Source organism: Leptospira inadai serovar Lyme str. 10 (assembly GCF_000243675.2).
Lineage (GTDB): Bacteria > Spirochaetota > Leptospiria > Leptospirales > Leptospiraceae > Leptospira_B > Leptospira_B inadai.
Genome location: NZ_AHMM02000008.1, coordinates 5001 through 23687, shown reverse-complemented (window position 1 = coordinate 23687; position 18687 = coordinate 5001). Strand labels below are relative to the sequence as shown.

15 protein-coding genes (1 of these 15 cut by a window edge) are annotated in these 18687 nt (G+C 44.0%); 6 read left to right on the top strand and 9 right to left on the bottom strand.

The annotated features are described in order from the left end of the window. The first annotated feature begins 15 nt into the window (after positions 1–15). Positions 16–465 (top strand): LA_3150 family lipoprotein, encoded by a 450-nt coding sequence (locus tag LEP1GSC047_RS02890; protein ID WP_010413128.1) that lies wholly within the window; start codon positions 16–18, stop codon positions 463–465. Between the two features lie 70 nt (positions 466–535). On the opposite strand, the gene LEP1GSC047_RS02885 is transcribed toward LEP1GSC047_RS02890, so the two are convergent. The 6 genes from LEP1GSC047_RS02885 to LEP1GSC047_RS02855 all read right to left on the bottom strand — a co-directional run bounded on the left by LEP1GSC047_RS02885 (position 536) and on the right by LEP1GSC047_RS02855 (position 8447). After that, the gene (locus LEP1GSC047_RS02885) at positions 536–3643 is read right to left on the bottom strand and encodes an efflux RND transporter permease subunit (RefSeq protein ID WP_010413131.1); all 3108 of its coding nucleotides are present in this window, start codon (positions 3641–3643) and stop codon (positions 536–538) included. Then, positions 3643–4806: an efflux RND transporter periplasmic adaptor subunit gene (locus LEP1GSC047_RS02880; protein WP_010413134.1), complete on the bottom strand. Its 1164-nt coding sequence runs from the start codon at positions 4804–4806 to the stop codon at positions 3643–3645. Before LEP1GSC047_RS02880 ends, LEP1GSC047_RS02885 begins: the two co-directional genes overlap by 1 nt. Continuing rightward, on the bottom strand, positions 4806–6119 hold the full coding sequence (locus tag LEP1GSC047_RS02875) for a TolC family protein (RefSeq protein WP_010413137.1): 1314 nt from the start codon (positions 6117–6119) through the stop codon (positions 4806–4808). Before LEP1GSC047_RS02875 ends, LEP1GSC047_RS02880 begins: the two co-directional genes overlap by 1 nt. A 57-nt stretch (positions 6120–6176) precedes the next feature. Then, entirely contained in the window at positions 6177–6524 is a 348-nt protein-coding gene (locus tag LEP1GSC047_RS02870) for a hypothetical protein (protein ID WP_010413140.1), read from the bottom strand. 279 nt (positions 6525–6803) lie between these two features. Then, on the bottom strand, positions 6804–7850 hold the full coding sequence (locus LEP1GSC047_RS02860; RefSeq protein WP_010413147.1) for a winged helix DNA-binding domain-containing protein: 1047 nt from the start codon (positions 7848–7850) through the stop codon (positions 6804–6806). Between the two features lie 177 nt (positions 7851–8027). After that, positions 8028–8447 (bottom strand): winged helix-turn-helix transcriptional regulator, encoded by a 420-nt coding sequence (locus LEP1GSC047_RS02855; RefSeq protein WP_039933986.1) that lies wholly within the window; start codon positions 8445–8447, stop codon positions 8028–8030. A 119-nt stretch (positions 8448–8566) separates the two neighbouring features. On the opposite strand from LEP1GSC047_RS02855, the gene LEP1GSC047_RS02850 reads away from it, so the two are divergent. The 3 genes from LEP1GSC047_RS02850 to LEP1GSC047_RS02835 all read left to right on the top strand — a co-directional run bounded on the left by LEP1GSC047_RS02850 (position 8567) and on the right by LEP1GSC047_RS02835 (position 12291). Beyond that, positions 8567–9160, top strand: a complete 594-nt coding sequence (locus LEP1GSC047_RS02850) for a dihydrofolate reductase family protein (protein WP_010413152.1) — start codon at positions 8567–8569, stop codon at positions 9158–9160. 568 nt (positions 9161–9728) lie between these two features. Beyond that, positions 9729–11732 (top strand): sensor histidine kinase, encoded by a 2004-nt coding sequence (locus LEP1GSC047_RS02840; RefSeq protein WP_010413156.1) that lies wholly within the window; start codon positions 9729–9731, stop codon positions 11730–11732. Positions 11733–11832: 100 nt separating this feature from the next. Continuing rightward, positions 11833–12291 (top strand): DMT family transporter, encoded by a 459-nt coding sequence (locus tag LEP1GSC047_RS02835; protein WP_039933984.1) that lies wholly within the window; start codon positions 11833–11835, stop codon positions 12289–12291. A 40-nt stretch (positions 12292–12331) separates the two neighbouring features. Here LEP1GSC047_RS02835 and LEP1GSC047_RS02830 read toward each other — a convergent pair whose 3' ends face one another. Together LEP1GSC047_RS02830 and LEP1GSC047_RS02825 are read right to left on the bottom strand one after the other, a co-directional pair. Further along, entirely contained in the window at positions 12332–13693 is a 1362-nt protein-coding gene (locus LEP1GSC047_RS02830) for a PP2C family protein-serine/threonine phosphatase (RefSeq protein ID WP_010413160.1), read from the bottom strand. 264 nt (positions 13694–13957) lie between these two features. Beyond that, a complete protein-coding gene (locus LEP1GSC047_RS02825; protein WP_039933964.1) occupies positions 13958–14365 on the bottom strand; it encodes a GFA family protein in 408 nt (135 codons plus the stop codon). Between the two features lie 306 nt (positions 14366–14671). On the opposite strand from LEP1GSC047_RS02825, the gene LEP1GSC047_RS02820 reads away from it, so the two are divergent. Both LEP1GSC047_RS02820 and LEP1GSC047_RS02815 read left to right on the top strand, forming a co-directional pair. Then, positions 14672–16075 carry an MBOAT family O-acyltransferase gene (locus tag LEP1GSC047_RS02820; protein ID WP_010413166.1) on the top strand — a complete coding sequence of 468 codons (1404 nt, stop codon included), beginning with the start codon at positions 14672–14674 and terminating at the stop codon, positions 16073–16075. Beyond that, positions 16075–17019, top strand: coding sequence for a hypothetical protein (locus LEP1GSC047_RS02815; protein WP_010413168.1), 945 nt, complete (start codon positions 16075–16077; stop codon positions 17017–17019). Before LEP1GSC047_RS02820 ends, LEP1GSC047_RS02815 begins: the two co-directional genes overlap by 1 nt. Positions 17020–17405: 386 nt before the next feature. Here the strand turns inward: LEP1GSC047_RS02815 and tnpC are convergent, their stop codons facing one another. Next, positions 17406–18687, bottom strand: partial view of an IS66 family transposase gene (tnpC, locus tag LEP1GSC047_RS02810; RefSeq protein WP_010413169.1) — the 3' portion only. The gene runs 296 nt beyond the window's last position; 1282 of the gene's 1578 nt are visible here — the last part of the coding sequence; its start codon lies beyond the right edge, outside the window — the gene reads right to left on this strand; the stop codon is at positions 17406–17408.

The following is an 18687-nucleotide window of genomic DNA, read 5'->3' as shown; positions in this document are numbered from 1 at the left end:
TGAAACGGAAAAAATATGAAATCAACAGTAATTAAAACTTTAATCATCGCTCTTGCCATCGGGTTGGTGGGATGTAGTAACAAGGGTAAAACGAACGACTCGGATTATAGCGGACTATTGGCTTCGATCTTAGCGGCACCGACTGCGGATGGGACCAAATCCGTCGTAAAAATCACTCAGCTTGATTCGGTGTCCTGGAGCGGAGTTTGTTTCGATAGCTTTACTCTCCCGAACAGCCTTGCGATCCCTTCCGGAACGGATTTCTTTAACGCGACTCTGGGAGCCTTGCAAAACGCTCCTCCTTTAGTTCTCGAAAAGCCTTCCAAATCCACTTGCTCCGCTTTGGGTTTTCCCGGAGGGATCACTCAAAGAAGTACGGATAACAACTTCTTTTATAAAGTTTACTATTGTAATCCCGACGTAGGTGTCTGTACTTTCAGCGCCATACAAGCCGCCGGTTTTTAATCAACATAGTACTTTTAGAGTTACCACTGAGGCGGAGGAGACTCCGCCTTTTTTCTTTCCGAAAACAAAATCAATTATCCTTTCTTCGTTTCACGCTACGGATAAATCTCGCGTAGACCACTGGAATAACGATCAACGTTAAAAGACTTGCGCTGATAAGTCCGCCGATCACCACCGTAGCCAACGGTCTCTGTACCTCCGCTCCCGGCGAGGTCGATAATGCCATCGGTAAAAAACCGATCGAGGCAAGCAATGCCGTCGTGATCACGGGACGCAAGCGATGTTCCGCCGCTTTTTTGATTGCGGTCACAGAGTCGGCTCCTTCCGCTTCTTCCTCTCTTGCGAACGTGACCAAAACGAGCCCGTTCAAAATGGCGATTCCGAACAAGGCGATAAACCCTATTCCGGCCGGAATACTGAAAGGCATCCCTCTCAATAGTAAGGAAAACACTCCGCCGGTAATCGCAAACGGAACGTTTAAGAAGATTAAAAGCGCCGGAGAAGGTTCTCGAAACGCCAAGTACAGAAAAAGAAAAATGACCGCTAAGGTGATCGGAACGACGATCAGAAGAGTCGAACGCGCCGAATTATATTTTTTGAATTCTCCACCCAACTCGTAACGATACCCGGGAGGAAAGACGATTTTAGATCGAATACGATCGTCCACTCTCTGCACCGTACTCAACATGTCGCTCCCTCTTACGTTGAATTGCACGAGGGCCAACCGGTACTGATTTTCGTGGTTGATCTGGACCGGGCCGTCTTCGATCGAAACATCGGCAAGTTCTCCGAAGGGCACGATCTTTCCTTTCGTACCCACCGGAAGGGCGCGAAGACTCCCTAAATCATTCTCCAATTTCCAATCGGAAACGACCGCAATTTCGAAGCGTTTTTGACCTTCGAATAAGATTCCGACCGGGTAACCGGATGCTAAAGACTCCGCAATCTGATTCACGTCGTTTACGTTATATCCGTATCTTGCCATCGACTCTCGTCTGGGACGAATCCGCAAATACTCCAATCCGGAAAGTTGTTCGATTCGCAGATCGGCAACGCCTTCGACTCCTTTTGAGATCGTCGCTATTTTTTCGGCGAGAATTTTCAACGTCGCTAATTCTTCCCCGAAGATTTTAATCCCGACATCGGAACGAATTCCGGCGATCATCTCGTTGGTTCTCATTTGAATCGGTTGAGAAATTCCGTAGGCGACTTCCGGGACTAGTTCGGAAACCGTTTTGGAGATTTCCTCCTCGAATTCCTGCTTGGTAAATCTCCATTCTTTACGGGGCTTTAATTCCAAAAACACATCCGTTTTATCCAGCCCCATCGGTTCGTTTGCCAGCTCCGGCGATCCCGTCTTGGAAACGATGCTTGTGATTTCCGGAAATTTTGCCAGCAGCGCTTTTTCGATCTTCGTGGAAGTGTCCAAAGACTGCTGCAAAGAACTGGAAGGTAAGCGGGATATTTCCAGCAAAATGGAGCCTTCGTCCATGGTCGGAATAAATTCCGCGCCCATGAACACGAATCCGATAATGGCAAGACTGAATGCGACGAGAGCCGATACGATGACCCGTTTCGAATTCCCCATCGCCTTCTCTAAAAAAGGTTTATATAGACGGCTGATTTTACGAAAGAGCGAAGTTTCTTCTTCTTGGTGGATTCGAGGATCCAGAAAGTAAGAAGCTAAAACGGGTATGAGTGTCAATGTCAGAAAAAAAGCTCCCAAGAGTGCGAACAGAACCGTTAGCGCCATCGGGATAAACATCTTCCCTTCCGTTCCCGATAGGGTAAGAATCGGAAGATAGACCACAGCGATGATGATTTCGCCGAAAATAGTCGCTTTCCGAACTTCTATCGTTGCGGTTAGAATCGTCTCTTTTCTTTCCTCGAAGGTAAGCCTTCGACCTTTCTCCTTGGCCAATTCCAATAATCGTCGAAAGGAATTCTCCACCAGAATGACTGCACCGTCCACGATGAGTCCGAAATCGATCGCTCCCATAGACATTAAGTTGGCGGGTAAATCGCGGAATCTCATTACGGAAATTGCAAACAACATCGCAAAAGGAATCGTAACGGCGATGACTAAGCCGGAGCGCAGATCTCCGATCATTAGGAATAGAACGATGATGACAAGAAACGCTCCTTCCCCTAAATTCCACAGAACGGTATTGATCGTGTTTTTGACCATTACGGATCTATCATAAAAGGGCTCGATCTCCATTCCTGCGGGTAGGGTCTTCTTAATCTCCTCCAACTTTTTCTTGATAGCATCGGTGACTTCCAGGGAATTTTCGTTTACTAGCATCAAAGCGATCGCGCCGACGACTTCCCCCTTCCCCTCCATTGTTGCGCCGCCCTTACGAAGTCTAAATCCTTCCTCGACACGGGCCACAGACGAAAGGTAAATGGGAAAGCCGTCGGGAGTTCTTCCGATCGAAATTTTATAAAAGTCCTCCTTGCTTTTCAAAAGACCTTCCGTCCCGATTACGAGGTGTTCCTTACTTTTTTCGATATATCCGCCTCCGGTCGCGGTATTATTGACTAATACGGCATCGGAGACGTCCTTTACCCCCAAACCCAGTGCCGCAATTTTCGATATATCGACGATAATTCTATACTGCTTAACCTTTCCGCCGAAGGTATTTACTTCCACGACTCCGTGAACCGTCTTCAGAACGGGGTTGATGAACCAGTTTAAATAAGTCGTAAGTTCGGTTAACGAATGGGTTTTACTCTTTAGAATAAATTGATATACTTCTCCCAACCCGGTAGAAATCGGACCGATCTGAGGAGCGCCGTAGTTCTTGGGAATTTGGTTGGATACGTCCACTAATTTCTCGCTGACGAGTTGACGGCTCAGATATAAATCCGCTCCTTCTTCGAAAACGATGGTGATGATCGAGAATCCGTATCTGGAAACCGACCGAACTTCTTGTAATTTAGGAATTCCTGATACTGCCCTCTCTATAGGATAAGTCACATACTGCTCTATTTCCAAAGTCGATAAGGCCGGCGCGGTCGTTATGATCTGGACCTGAACGTTCGTTATATCGGGAACTGCATCGATTTTCAATCGTCTTGCAGAATCGACTCCGATACCGAAAAGGAGTATCGAAAAGATTAGGACTGCGAGACGGTTGTGGAGGCTCCAGCGAACGATAGCGGTTAAGAATTCCATTATCCCTCCTCGCCGAACGAGGATTTTAGGAGAAGTGACTTTAATTCGAAGACTCCTTGACTTACGACTTCTTCTCCTTCGTCCAGCCCGTCCAAAATCTCGACCATTCCGTCTTCAGAATTCGCTACTTTTACGATTTTCGGAACGTAGTTATAAGTATCCTTTTTTACGAATACGTAATCGGAATTACTTATTTTGAATATAGAACCTTCCGGAACCAAGATCCCGCTTCCCGTATCCGTCACGACTTTTGCGGTTCCAAAGAGACCGATCTTAGCCTTCCTACCTTTATTCTTAAAAACTAATCTAGCATGAACGGTTCGAGAAGCGATATCCACCTGTTCTCCGATATGTTCCAATACTCCTTCGAATAAAAGATCGGGATAGGAATTGAGAATCACGTCCGCCTTATCGCCTTCGGCTACCTTACCTAAATCAGCCTCGAAGATCTTAGCCATAAACCAAAGCTCGGAGATATTCCCGATCGTCGCTAAATTCTGGGTCCCCGGAATCATTGCACCCGGCAGGGCGTTTCTATTCAAAACGATTCCGGCGATAGGAGCATAGATGTAGTATTTACCGGTCGTCTCATCGCTCGGCTCGAGGCCGTTTGCCCGAAGATTTTCCTCCGATGCTTTTAAATCGGCGGCGATCACTTTCAGATTCGCCTCCGCATCGATTTCCTCCTGCTTGGCGGCAAGTTTCATCGAAACTAGATTGCGAACCCGATCCACGTTTTGAGACGCCGCCGAATGTCGAGTCTTAGCGGAATTATACGCGGATCGAAGTCTTGCTAAGTCGGGAGAATCCAAAACGGCCAATAGTTGTCCTTTGGAAACCTGCGAACCCTCCACAAATTTAACGGTTACGATCCTACCGGCGACCCTGGACGGAACCTCGATGATACGATCCGGAACCGGGGCAACTTCTCCTATTAGAGAAATCGTTCTTCGAAACTGTCTCTTTTCGATCCGCAAGGTCGTAATATGAAAGAGTTCCGATTGTTCCTTATCTAAAGTTACGGATCCGCCCCCGATCTCCGAAGAATCCGATATTTCCATGGGACGGGATTTCGATTTTGACTTTAAAAACTTCTTATATAGAAAATACGAACCGCTTACGACTAACGCGATAAGTAGAAATGACAGAATGATGCGTTTCATTATTTGATTTCCTGGATATTGTCCTCGAATGAAAGTCCGATCGAGCGGACCAATTCGACTTGCGCGAGAGCGTATTCGGTTCGAGAGAGAATAAAGTTCAGCTTTGCTCCGGTCAAAATTCTTTGGGAATTTAAGGCATCGACGACTTTGATTCTTCCCGTACGGAGAGCTTCTTTCAGGAGATCCAAGTCTTTATCAAGGTCCCGTAAATAACTCGCGTCGTACTGCTCTATCTCCGTTCTGAGAGCCAAGTAGGAAGATACTGCATTGACGATTTCCATTCGAACGCTTCTCTCTTGGATTCTGGCGTTTTCCTGGGCCTGTTCTTTTACGGAAGCCGCGCTTCGGATTTCTCCTTCGTAGGTTCTCCAAAGAGTCAGCGGTAGACTCACTTGCGCCCCTGCGACTTTTTCATTAAAACCGTCGGATTGGATGAATCCTCCGATCGTTAGGTTAGGAATTCTTTGTAGTTTCGTTTGTTCCAAACGCCTGGCCGCCAGAATAATTTCGTTCTCGGAAACTCCTATCTCGGGTCGATTCGAAAGCGCGATTTTCACCAAGCTGGCGACATCGTTCGGCAATTCCTTTAACGTAATGCCCGTAACTTCCAATTCTAGAGAAGCATCCGGATTCAAATTCAGCAGGATTAGAAGTTCTCCCTTGGCCGAATCCATTTTTCTTTCCGCCTGCTTGAGTAGTTTCCAAAGACGGAGTTCCTCCGCTCTCGCAACGTCTACATCCATTGCCGGAGCGACTCCCTCGTTTGCCCTTGCCGCGGAAAGATCGCGCAAATCCTTCGCGACTTCGTACAGTTGTTTCGTTCCCTCGAACTCCCTCTTAAAACCGGAGTATCGTAATGTTGCCGATATGGTCCGAGAAAGCATGTTTCTCCGAACCGCTTCCAATCTGCCGGCCTGTACTTTATATTCCTCGTCGGCGACCTGCTGTGCCTTTTCTCTTTTACCACCGACATAAATTTCTTGAGTCACCAAAGTCTGGTAGTTCGTAGCGATCGGCGCGGGTCCCGTCCCGAGTGGACCTCCTTCCGATGTTGTTCCCTTCCGATGGGCTAGATAGGCGCTGGCCACCGGATTGGACGGGAATAGATAGGAAGCGACCAATTTTCTTCCGGAAATTTCTTTCAGTTTCAGTTGTTCGGTTCGGTATTCGGGACTGGCTTCTAAGACGCAAATAGTAATGCGTCGCAGGTCCATCCTACCCGCACAGGATGCGTTGCCGGATCGAGCAACCTCCTGTGAATATACGCTCCCCGACGCGACGGCGTAGAGAAGCCATAAAATAAATATGCGCATAGTACCTCCTCAGGGAGGACTTAATGAAATAGAGATCCTCCCTTGGTTCGCTCGTGTTTAAGCGAAGGAGGTTCGAGGGGGGCGAAAAAGACGAATCGACCGCTCGAAAGCGAGAACGACCGGTTTCGGAGACGGGTAATAAAGAACGGATAGCCGGCTATAAATTCTGGCCACGTACAAATCCCAGGATACGAAGAGAGTTAAATTACAGGGGCAGTTAATGCAGACATGGTTCGATTCACTGTCGTGGCCCGGAGTGTGCTCCGCATACGGACAATGTTCTTCCGCCACGCCTAAAGCTCCGCATACTGCCTCGTTATCGACTATCTTTTGATATCCGAAATTCGCGATGAACAGAAGTACAAATACTTCAAGCAAAAGTTTTGGAAGCCAATGACCGAGCATTCTTGCGAGTTTCCCGTCTACAATGCAATAAGACTATACGTCGGGAAGAATTCAATCAAATTCTTTATGAATCATAGTAAGTGGGGAAAATGAGATAAAAATCAACGTTTAGATAAGCTGGAAGATAAAGAACGGACATTCATTCTGAAATCCAATCTCAAATCAATAAAGGATCTCAAACGGAAATCTAATTTTATTTTAAGACTTTTAGAAGGAGTGGCTTCGTTTAACGAACCCACATTCGTTTCCGGAATGTCAAAAAGAATCTCCGGCTTCCCTTCAAAAATACGAATCTTGGTATCTTTCGACCTCATTCTCGAGAGCCGAGACTACGGTTTTATCGAGAGGAACAAAAAGATCCGTTTCTATCAAACTCGCCCCCTTTTTTAAGATGCACTTCCAGGTTCCGATAACTTGTCCATCCAGCAATATGATTGGATAAAAAAGACCGTTGCTCGAGGCGACACGCGATTTGAATTGCACCGGCACGCAAAAACTTCTATCCTCGTAGCCCAAAAGGAATTCATCAAAACCGGGAAGAAGATAAATTCTTCGATTCGCTATATCCTTTTCAAATTCGAACGATGACGACCAATAATCCTGATCATGAATCCTAACCTTAGAAAGATCGGACTGAACTATGGCAAGACCTTGCCTAGCTTCGTTCAACGCCAGTCCTGTCCACCAAGCAAAATCCTGAACCGTAGCCGGACCATGGCTCGTAAAATACCGTTTCGCTAACATACCCAATGCCTCCTCCCGATCCGGATCCTTTCGTTTTGGAATCCATTCCTGAAACAAAACGAAAGTTTCCTGCTTGTCCTTCATCGGACCTTGGCAAATCAAACCGGTTAATGCGGCATAGTACAGGAGATGGGACCCGCGAATTCCCTTCGTAGAAATCCCTTTATTCTCGAACTCGGCGAATAATTCCTTCCGAATCAATTGCTTTCCGTTCCGCAAAACCTTCGACAGGATCGCATTCGATTTTTTGAATATAGATGCGTCCAATTCGAGATTTCTGTGCTGACTTGCCAGCTTGGATATCATTCGCGTACCCAATAGGGCGAGAATGGAGTAAGCGTCGTCCGCAAAAAGAAAGTGAAGTGTTCCTCGTAGCGACCAAGTTCGGACGATTTTCTTTTTTAAGATTGCGGTTTCCACATCCGCATCCTGAATTCCCTCGCCGCGCAGGCGAATTGCCAATTTTGCTTGCGAACGATCCTGGGCCTGCAACGCCCCCATCCACGACGTCACATCCTCAACCTTTTTGAATCTTTTCCGGGAGATTTCCTGCCGATAAAGGCGATGCATGGAAATATTCATTCTACTAGTTTCCGATTCTCTACCGTATCTCTTTCACACTTTCGACTAAAACCTGAAGCGCAAATCCGCCCCTACTATTGCGGTTCCGATTTTTATTCTTTTATACCTGCAATCGTTTGTTCGATATTTACGTTATCGTTATGTTCTATTATAAAGCGGACGATTCTAATGGAAACTTTAGGGATTTGACAAGTCTTTACGCAAATCCGACATGAGCCTTTTCCATAATTTCGGTCCCCCCGTTTCGAGAGTGCCTGCAACCGCACCGCTCTCTTTTGTAACAGGAAGGTATTTGCGACCCCATATACCGATTTGCGCAAGAACCGGAAGAAGGTCGATGCCCATCGGCGTTAATCTATAAATCGCTTTCTGCTTGTGACTCGGGTCATCAGTCCTAGACAGTATTCCGCTTTCGACGAGATTGCCTAATCGCTCGGCCAGGATGTTTGAGGAGATACCTTCTTGGGATTGTAGGAACTCCCTAAAATGACATTTTCCCGCGAACATCAGATCCCTAAGGATCAGAAGGCTCCATCTGTCTCCGAAAATCTCTAACGATAGATTGATCGGACATGACGATCTTTGATAAACTGACATATTTTTCCCAAAAACTATTTGCATTTTAGCACTACCTATTCTTTTATACAACCAGTTTTATTTTACAATCACTATTCGAAACTCTTATAAAAAAGAATTTTTGATAAAGGGAACTTTAGATGAGAAAAGTCATATTACAGATGCAGATGTCCGTAGACGGATATGTTTCCGCGGTCGATAGGGACCTCGATTGGCAGATCTGGGATTGGGGTGATGATTGGAACTGGGATGACCGGCTCAAAAAGGACTTCAATACGATCTTCGAATCGATAGATTGTATTCTATTAAGTCGCAAGATGTTAGAACAAGGTTACTTAAACCATTGGGGAAATGCCGCTAAAAAATTTCCGGTTAACCCGCAGTATGCGTTCGCTAAAAAGATAATCGATACGAATAAGGTGGTACCGACCGGTAAACTCAAAAATTCCGAATGGGATCGCACCGAGATCGTAAACGGTAATTTAATCGAAGAAGTGAAAGCCTTAAAACGTCGGTCCGGAGGAAGCATCATCACCTTCGGAGGCGCAAGCTTTGCCTCCTCCCTTACCGAGGCAGGATTGATCGACGAATTCCAATTCTTTGTGAACCCGACGGCTGTCGGCCGCGGACTTTCAATATTCAATAATCTGAATACGGGTTTAAGGCTCAAATTGGTTCGATCCGTCGGATACGATTGCGGCATGGTCGTAAACAGATATATACCTGAAACGTAAACCCGATGCGAATAAGCTGAAAATGGGTTTATTCTTCCGATTTCGATTTCATGAAAATGGGAAATTCCACTTTGTTTGCATAGAGTATTTCCATTTCCGACTATTCCCATTCGCTAGGGTAAACTTTTAACTCGACATAACTAGATCGAATCATCCGGTCCCGATTCTTCGGAGCGTATCCGGAAACTGCATTTTCAAAACGTTAAGGGAATTGTTCAAAAGTAAATGGCCGCGTATTGATTCAAGATAATTATGACCGTTAAAAAAACTTTAAATTCGCGTATAAACCCGCGCAGGTTACTGGGAAAGCGGAGAAAAGAATCCGATAATTTTACATAGGGTCCCGACCCGGAAAGTTCGACGGCAAATTGTCCGGATTCCGCAAATAGGGTCCGAGTCCGCCTTGAGAAGCTTGCGATCGAAGAAAAATTTTCTATACGGGACCCTACTCGGATTACAACTTCTAGATAGAAAAATCCGAAGATATCGCCTTTGACAAATATAAAGAAAGTGTCGGCTCGGTTTTTCTTCCATAGAACCTGCCTTGATAAAATCTAGCGTTAATACCATGCGGTCGCTCCTCCCGATAACTTTACTTCTTTCCTTAGCGATTCTCCAATGCAGCACTCCGGACTCGGATGTCGCTTATTCCCCAAAAGCGACTCGGGGGGTTTTGGATTTAAGGGGATGGAATCCGGATACTCAGCCTATAATTTCCCTGGATGGAGATTGGGAATTTTCGGATGGGCTGATCGATGCGGATGATCATGATCCGAATCGTACTCGAGGATATTTAAAAGTTCCGGATTCCTGGAACCATTTCCGCACTTCGGAGAAGGAGCACGGAGGAGAAGGTACCGGAACCTACGATCTTAAAATTCTATTGGATCGACCGATTCCGAATTTAGCCCTTCAGATCAACGATGTCTCTACCGCTTATCGTATATTCGCAAACGGTAAACTATTATGGGAGAACGGAAAAGTAGGCCGCAAAAAAGAGGAGATGATCCCCTCCTATAAACATCCTATCGTATTTCTGCCGGAAGGGGCAACCGAACTAGGGATTCGATTTCAAGTTTCGAATTTTTATCATGTCACCGGCGGACTTAGAAAATCGATTCAACTCGGTAGAATACTATCGATCTTCGAATCGAAGAAGGCCGAGGCTTCGCTGGGTTGGCTTGTTTTCGGCTCGACCTTCCTCATGGGCCTTTATCATTTAATTCTTTATTTGATGAGAAGAGTGGATCGCTCGGCCTTTTGGTTCGGATTATTTTGCGTCGACGTAAGTGTGAGAACCTTTTTCACGGGTTCGGTATTTATATATGAAAAGCTTTCCGACCAATACTGGACGTACATTCATAAAGTGGATATACTCAGTTTTATCGTCGCAATTCCGCTCTTTTCTTATTTTTTAGGCAGCGTCTTCCCGAAGGAATTCCACCGATACGCCCTCCGGGGAATATTTCTGATATCTTTACTATTTGCAGGAATCGTGATAATTCTACCCTCCGCAAAGTATATGTGGTGGATACGGATATTTCAAGGAATCGTAATTCTTCTAGCTCCGTACCTCATTTACACGATGATCATGACTCTCTTGAGAAAAAGAGAAGGAGCTCTTTTATTTTTGCTGGGAGGTTTCATTTTATTCCTGACGACATTAAACGACATCTTCACTCAGGCTCTCTGGATTAAATCCGGATACCTCGCGAATTGGGGATTACTCGCTTTCCTATTTTCTCAAACGACGATGCTTTCTATACGATTCTCGAATGCTTTCGTCAGATTGGAAGAATTGCAAAAGTCGCTGGAACTAAAAGTGATGGAAAGGACCAAGGAATTACGGGACGCAAAGAGAATAGCGGAGGAAGCAAACGCCCTAAAGGACACGTTCATATCTCTCGTCACACATGATTTGCGATCACCTCTGGCGAATATCATCGGAGTATTGCAATTGATTCGAAGCAAATACGATTCGATGGATGATAGATCCATAATGGATTGGTTGGAGCGGATCGAAAAAATTTCCACACAATCTCTCGAAATGATCTCCACGTTGCTCGATTTAAATCGATTGCGATCGGGATCGTTTCCGTTGGATAATATCCCGATCGATCTGAATCCGGAAATCGAGCAGGTGCTCAGTAAATTTTGGAGCCAAGCGAAATTTAAGAATATAACGATCGAAAACAAGATTCCTGAAAATGCGGAAATGGTAATGGATAAGACTTTATTGGCCGCCATTTTTATGAATCTGATTTCGAATGCGATAAAATTCTGTAGAGACGGCGGACGAATCGAAATAGAATTCTCTCGAAAACCTAATTCCGTGGAATTTATCGTACGTGATACGGGAGTCGGGATCCCGCAGGATATGATTCCGCATTTATTTTCGACGGAAGTTAAATCGACGAGATACGGAACCAGGAACGAAGTCGGAACGGGTTTGGGATTGTCCTTGGTCCATAGCATCATTCAGGCGTATCACGGGAAAATTGCGGTTCAGTCGAATCTGGAAGTCGGAACTATCTTTACTTTTTCCATTCCTCAGACACCTTTAAACGCATAACGAATATCGTTAAAATGCAAAGACTCAGTTCAAGAAAATTAATTCTCCCTCCTTTCGGGAAAAGCTGGTGTAAAAAAACGAAATGCAAGATTTGTTATATATGAACTTATTTGTTCCGATCATCTTCGCCCTTTTATCCGGAGTCGCAATGTCAATGCAACCGGGCATCAATTCCATATTAGGAAAAAGCGTTCAGAGTCCTTGGTTGGCGTCTACGATTTCATTTTTCGTGGGAACTCTTGCACTAATCTTATTTGTTTTATTCTTGGGGGAAACCAAATCGGTGTCGTTTCTCTCCGACACGATCGTTAAAAATCCTTGGTGGGTTTGGACCGGAGGATTGCTAGGGGTACTCGTAGTAACCTCCGCGTTAGTCTTCGCCCCCAAATTAGGAGCAACGAGTTGGATCGCACTTTTTTTAGTCGGACAGGTTACTATGTCGGTCGTTTTGGAGCGGTATGGCATCCTGGGTTTTCCGGAAAAACCGATTTCTATCGCCAAAATCATCGGGCTAAGTCTTTTGGTTTTAGGAGCCTGGCTCGTAAAGAAGGAAAGTTAAGCGATTCGTTGAACCGATTCGACGCAATACTAGAATCAAATCACTTAGTATCATATCTGCGCAAAAAGTCCAAGCTAAGTAGGGCGATATCGTCTTCCGCATTTCGACCGTTTTGAAACTCGTGGAGATCATATAATAAAGTTTCCAAGAATTCATCCGGAGAAAGATTCGTTTTCTTTAATAAAAGTTCGAATAGTCTCCCCTCCCCGTAAAACTGGCCCAGGCGATTCTTAGCTTCCACGAGGCCGTCCGTATATAAAAACAATCTGTCTTCGAATTGTAGCTGGATCGAGCCGGAGCCATATTTCCAGTACGGTTCCACGCCTAGAAAAAAAGTGTTTTCGGTGATCAATTCGTAAATTCGATTTTCGTTTTTTCTCACTAGCAAAGATGCGGGATGTCCAGCACTGGAATAAGACAGAATTCCTTCTGTATTCAAAATGCAGTAAAAGGCGGTTACATACATTCCTTGGTTCTCCAGCATTCCGCATAAGGATTCATTCACGATCTTCAAAAGAAGCGCCGGATCTTCCTGATCTCTATAATGATTACGAAAGGCCGCTTTGGTCATCATGGTCACCAGAGCCGCCGCGACTCCATGCCCGGAGACGTCTGCGATGAACAAGCCGATCTTATCGTTTTCCAATTGTACGATATCGTAAAAATCTCCTCCGACCGTATCAAGGGAAAGATATCTCGCGGAAAGGCGTAGATGAGAGGATTCGAATTTTCTTAAATCGGGGAGAGTATCCCTTTGAAGACGGCGGGCTAACGTTAAGTCGACCGCTTGCATCGTGTGAAGGCGCTTTAGAATTCTTTTATTTTTCTTGGTTTGAACCAAATGTCTGGTTAACTGTTCTCCCATTTTTTTCACGCTATCGGAAGCTCTTACAAGCCAAAAATGGATGAACGCATAGGAAGCCATGAATATCACAATCGCCGATATATGAGAATCGAAGTAGGTTCTCTTCCATAAGAACAATGGAAGGAGGAAGGAGAAAAAATACACGGCGTACCATAACGTCAAATAACGACTCTTTGCAAGTCCCAACACCGGCAATTCGATCGCGATCACAAAGACGATCATTGCAGCGAAATAATCCGGAGCAAGGTAGGTAAAATAACCGTAAAATACCGGTAGAGGTAAGGAGAGATTCAATGCTCGATTGGCCCAAAGTGCTGCGGACCAACGTCCCGTAACCATTTTAAAATTACAAAAAAGGGCCACGGAAATCGTATAAACGAAATTAAAAATTACGAGTACCGGATGCGGGGTCTCGACCGTTATGATAAGGTATCTCAAGATCACCCAAAATAAAGCTACACCGAAGGCCCCCTGAAAAAGAGACGAGGTAACCTCGCTGCGTAATGTCTTCCTAAGCTGATCTAAAAATGTCGGCATACGGACGCCAAGCGACCGACCGAACGGGAACCCAGAGGACAATTCGATCGGGAAAAGGCCATATATCCTTGGCTGATTTAATATTTGGGTCAATCTAAAAATCGATCCTTGAACTAAGGAGGAATTCCGAATAATCCTTCCTTTTGCAGTACCAGTACGAAAATCGATATTAGAAAGACGTTTCTTATTTCGTCGAGGGACGGCAGGTTCCGGTAAACGGCAGAAATCTCATTCCAATCGGAGATGCGATTTCCGCCTTGAAGACTAAAGATGACGAGACTCTGCCGGCGGATTTCGCCAATTATTATTTAGACCGTCCGAATACCAAAGCGGAGCCGCGATCAGTTCGGAAGGATCCATTGAATCTAGGGCGCTCAAATAAATACTCACAAAATCACCGCCGATTTCTTCGATGTGTCCTTTAGAAAAAGTTCTCACCCCGCAGTTCTTGCAGAATCGATGAGTAGTACTGTTAGTATTGAATCGATACGATCCGAGACTCTCCTCTCCGCTTAACAAACGAAAGGTGGAAGGCTTAATAATGGCGGACCAATTTCGAGTCTTGCTACAAAATGAGCAATTGCATCGCCCCGTTCCCTTACTAAGATCGATGTCCGCCTCGTATTTCACTGTTCCACAGTGACAACTTCCCTTGTATGTTTTGAGAGCCATTATTGTTTCCTTGTTAATCCGGAAATTACGATTTTCTAGGAATTCTAAACTCCGAAGTTCGATCGCTGATTATTCCTTGCCATTAACGCTTCAAGTTTAACCGAAATATATGCCAGGATTTGTCATATTTAAAAAGTTGTAAAAGGTACGAAAGAAAAATATCCTTTCTACTGCCGCTAAAAAGAATGTTGACATAGCGAAGGCAAAAAATTTCATAATAGTAGCTTTTAATTTATTCCTCTGAACCGATTGCAACTGCGCGAACAAAACGTTTACAAAAAATTCAGGTAGTTGCCTCTAAATTTTATGCTATTTAATTCGATTGAATTTTTAATCTTCCTCGTCATCGTATTTATTCTTTACTACGCACCGTTTAGTTCTAAATATCAAATACAAATAATAATAGTTTCCAGCTTCATATTTTATTCATTCGGTTTTCCTATATTAGTATTTTTATTATTTTTCTCTGCGGCTATAAATACCGGGACCAGCTACTTAATCACCTACGGCAAAGAATCAATTAGAAGGAAGGTAGCGATTTTAGGAGTATTGACGAATCTAGGCTTATTAATTTTCTTTAAATATAGCGGCCTATTGGCAAAAACCTTTTTTATCGACGAGAGTTCGTTAGGTAAGTTTCTAATTTCCATCCCCCTTCCTGTCGGAATCTCCTTCTTCACATTCCAGGGGATAAGCTTATTAATCGACGTATATTCTCAAAAGTATTTTTCTCGCCAGGAAGTCGTAGAAAGAACCTTCAAAAATCATCTTAGTAATGTAGTGTTCTTCATCTCTTTTTTCCCACAACTGGTCGCGGGCCCTATCGTAAAAGCTCATGATTTCCTTTATCAGATAGATAGAAAAAAATTCACATCGATTCGTTGGGAGGAAAGCTTCAAGGCAATTATTATCGGATATTTTTTGAAAACCGTAGTCGCGGACAATTTAAGACAGTTTACCTTTTGGATTCAATTTCCGTATTTTGATACAAAATCGACGTTCACTTTGCTAAGTTTACTGTTCGGTTATTCATTTCAAATATTTGCGGATTTTGCAGGATACTCGTCTATCGCAATCGGAATCTCTAAGCTTTTTGGCTATGATCTAAAAGTGAATTTCCTATTTCCTTATATCTCCACCTCCTTTAAGGAATTTTGGAAACGTTGGCATATTTCTCTATCATCGTTTTTAATGGAATACCTATATATTCCCTTAGGCGGTAATCGAAAGGGAAGCTGGAGGACTTACGCTAATCTTATGCTAACTATGTTTATTGGAGGATTATGGCACGGGGCTGCTTGGAGTTACGCCCTTTGGGGGTTAGTTCATGGAGCGGCTCTAACGATAGAAAGGGCGCTCAAAATGGATTCTATTCGTGAAAATTGCAAAATATGTAGGGCATCTTACGGTTTTATGGTTTTCTTTTTCGTGACGTTCGCCTGGATCTTTTTTCAATTACCCGATATCAACGACGTTACAAGACTCTTCCAGGCATTATTACGTAATTGGTCCTTACCGAACAGTTATGATTTAATTGTCAGCATATTCGTCTATTCATCCCCGGTGATTTTATATCATGTGCATTATTTGATGCGAAGGAATGGGAATCAAATGTTCGAGAATTTTCAATTTATCGCTTTCGGCACAATGATTTTTTTAATCGTCGTGAACCGTGGTTTTCCAGGCTCTTTTATTTACTTTCAATTTTAATGAAAAACAAAGTAATATATCAATCACTCTTATTCTCGGCTTTCCTTTTCCTATCGTACGACACGTTCATACATTTCTATAGACCGAATTGGTCTGTCGCGCAGTACCCGCAACAAGACAATATCATAAAAGCGGAAAATTTTCTGTATTCCCCAAAAGCCCACGAAACGATAATCGTAGGTTCTTCATTATCCACCTACTTGAACATGAACTTTCTGCCCGATGTCACCAATTTGGCTTTTTCAGGTATGAGCATATATGAAGGTTTGAGGATATTACAAAAAGGGAATCTTCCTCCCAAGGCGGTCTTTATAGAAATGAACGTCATCACTCGTACCGAAGACAAAAAGTTTGTGGAGTCGGTAACTGCTCCGATTCCGAATGCGCTGAAAAGAATTTTCATTTCGCTTCGCGAAGATAAGCAGCCGTTAGGCATAATTGCCTTATATATCAGATTAAAAATCGATTCGAGCAAACTAATTGTCGAAATATCCAAGATCAGCAACAAGTTTCTAGGCATTTTCTTAGACAAGGCTACAGATAGCGCTCGGTCGTCGGTTGGCGATGTATGGGGCGTGGAGACGGTCGATGATAAATTTTCCGAATTATTACGACTACAATCGAAAGACTACTCTAAAACCCCGAATATTATTTTCACAAACGAGCAATTTGCAAGTCTCAAAGTCATCGTCGATGAACTCGAAGAAAAAAGGATCAAAGTCGTTTTTTTTGAAATGCCTGTGGATAAATCACTTTGCCAAATGCCGAAAGCTAAGGACATTAGAGAAAAATTTTACGAAGTATTTCCAAGAAACGCTTATTCATATATTGATATGCCCGACTGTAAGACTTACAAAACGGTAGATGGAATACACTTGCAAAAAGAGGACGCAGCTCGTTATTCAAAGCTACTCTATCAGCAAATGGCCCCCTTCCTGAAATAGACGAATTGATTACACCTTCTCGTATGTTTCTTCCCTAAAAGCATATGTGATGAACCGCGAGTCGTGATAGTAGTCTGAATCGCATTCTCTTAGACGCGCGGGAATTTCCTTTTCTTCACCAGCGACAGGAGTAGAGCAACATCCGGTCGCCGCTCTGGCGGCAGGAATCCGCTATACGCAGCGCCACAGTTGTCTTTCTCAATACTTTCATTCATCGCGCCCATAGGAAGCGATGAAGCCGAATGGCTGCCTGAACAAAGTGAAGGCATTTGTTTGAATCAAACGCACTTGCACCCGATGCTCATACATCATTTTCGTTTCGTAATATGGTCAAGCCTCACGACCAGTCGGAGCACAGAGGAGCAACAGTGTTGCTCCGTAAGCGCCTAATCGAGCACAGGTATAGCGAGTTGCGGCAGATCCTGATAAGAAAGACTCCTCGGCTCGCTTTCCCAAGAGGTAAATAGATCCCGCAAATACGCATAAGGATCGACTCCCGCGAGCTTTGCAATTTGAACTAAAGAATAAAATCCTGCACTTGCAGTCGCTCCTTCCGGACAACCGGAGAAGAGCCAATTTTTTCTTCCGATCACAAAAGGACGAATATCATTCTCGACCAGATTCGTATCCAGTTGCAATTCCGGACGATCCAAAAAGATAAGCAGTTTTTCCCATTGATTAGCGAGATAACCAAGGGCTTTACCCATCGAAGATTTCGGAGCGACTTCGATGATTCGTTTATTCATCCAGGAACGGATCTCGTCAACGACTGGCTTGGATTCAGATTGTCGAAGTCTTAAATGCAATTCCGAATTTAGATTTTCTTCTCTGGCCTTCGACTCGATTGTGTAGAGCTTACCGATTTCCTTTACGATCCATTCTGCTTGAGCGTTCTTAGGATCTATTTTTAAAATTTCAAAGAATCTCCTTCGAGCATGATTCCAACATCCTGCATGAAGAATCTTTGATTTTACTTTCAATAAAGAATCGTAAGATTCAAAACCGTCTGTTTGGATAATCCCTTCGAAGTTGGAAATCCATTCTTCTAAAAACTTAGCACTCCGACTCGGTTCATAATGATATAATACTACCGGTTTTTCTCGGATAAATCCCCGAATCACCCACATATAGGATTTGGCCGTATTCGACTTTTTCGGTTCGTTTAACACTTGGAGAACCGTCTCATCTATCTGTAAATACTTTGATTCGAAAAGCTCTTTTCTTATATCCTCAATCAATGGAGAAAGCTTTTCATATACTTGGATCGCAGTATTCGATAAAGTTGTTCTTGAAATATCGACTCCCGATCTTTGAAGAATTCCTGCTTGTCTGTAGAAAGGAAGAGCATCTGCAAACTTCTGAGTAAGTGTGTACGCTAAAAAGCTCGATGAAAGCATACTCTTTTCAGCGATTTGATTGGGAACTGGTGCTATTTTAACGACAGGTTGATTTTCATCGGAAGTCCCTTCACAATGCTTGCACGCATACTTAGGGCGAATATGAACTTCGACTTGGATTTTTGCCGGAATTAGATCCAGCTTCTCGGAGCTTTCCTCTCCGATTCGAGTCAGCTCATGCCCACAAGAACAGGTTTTTTCGATTTCGGGAATATCGTGTAAGATCTTGATTCGAGGGAAATAATCAGGGAACGGCTTACGACCCGTTTTC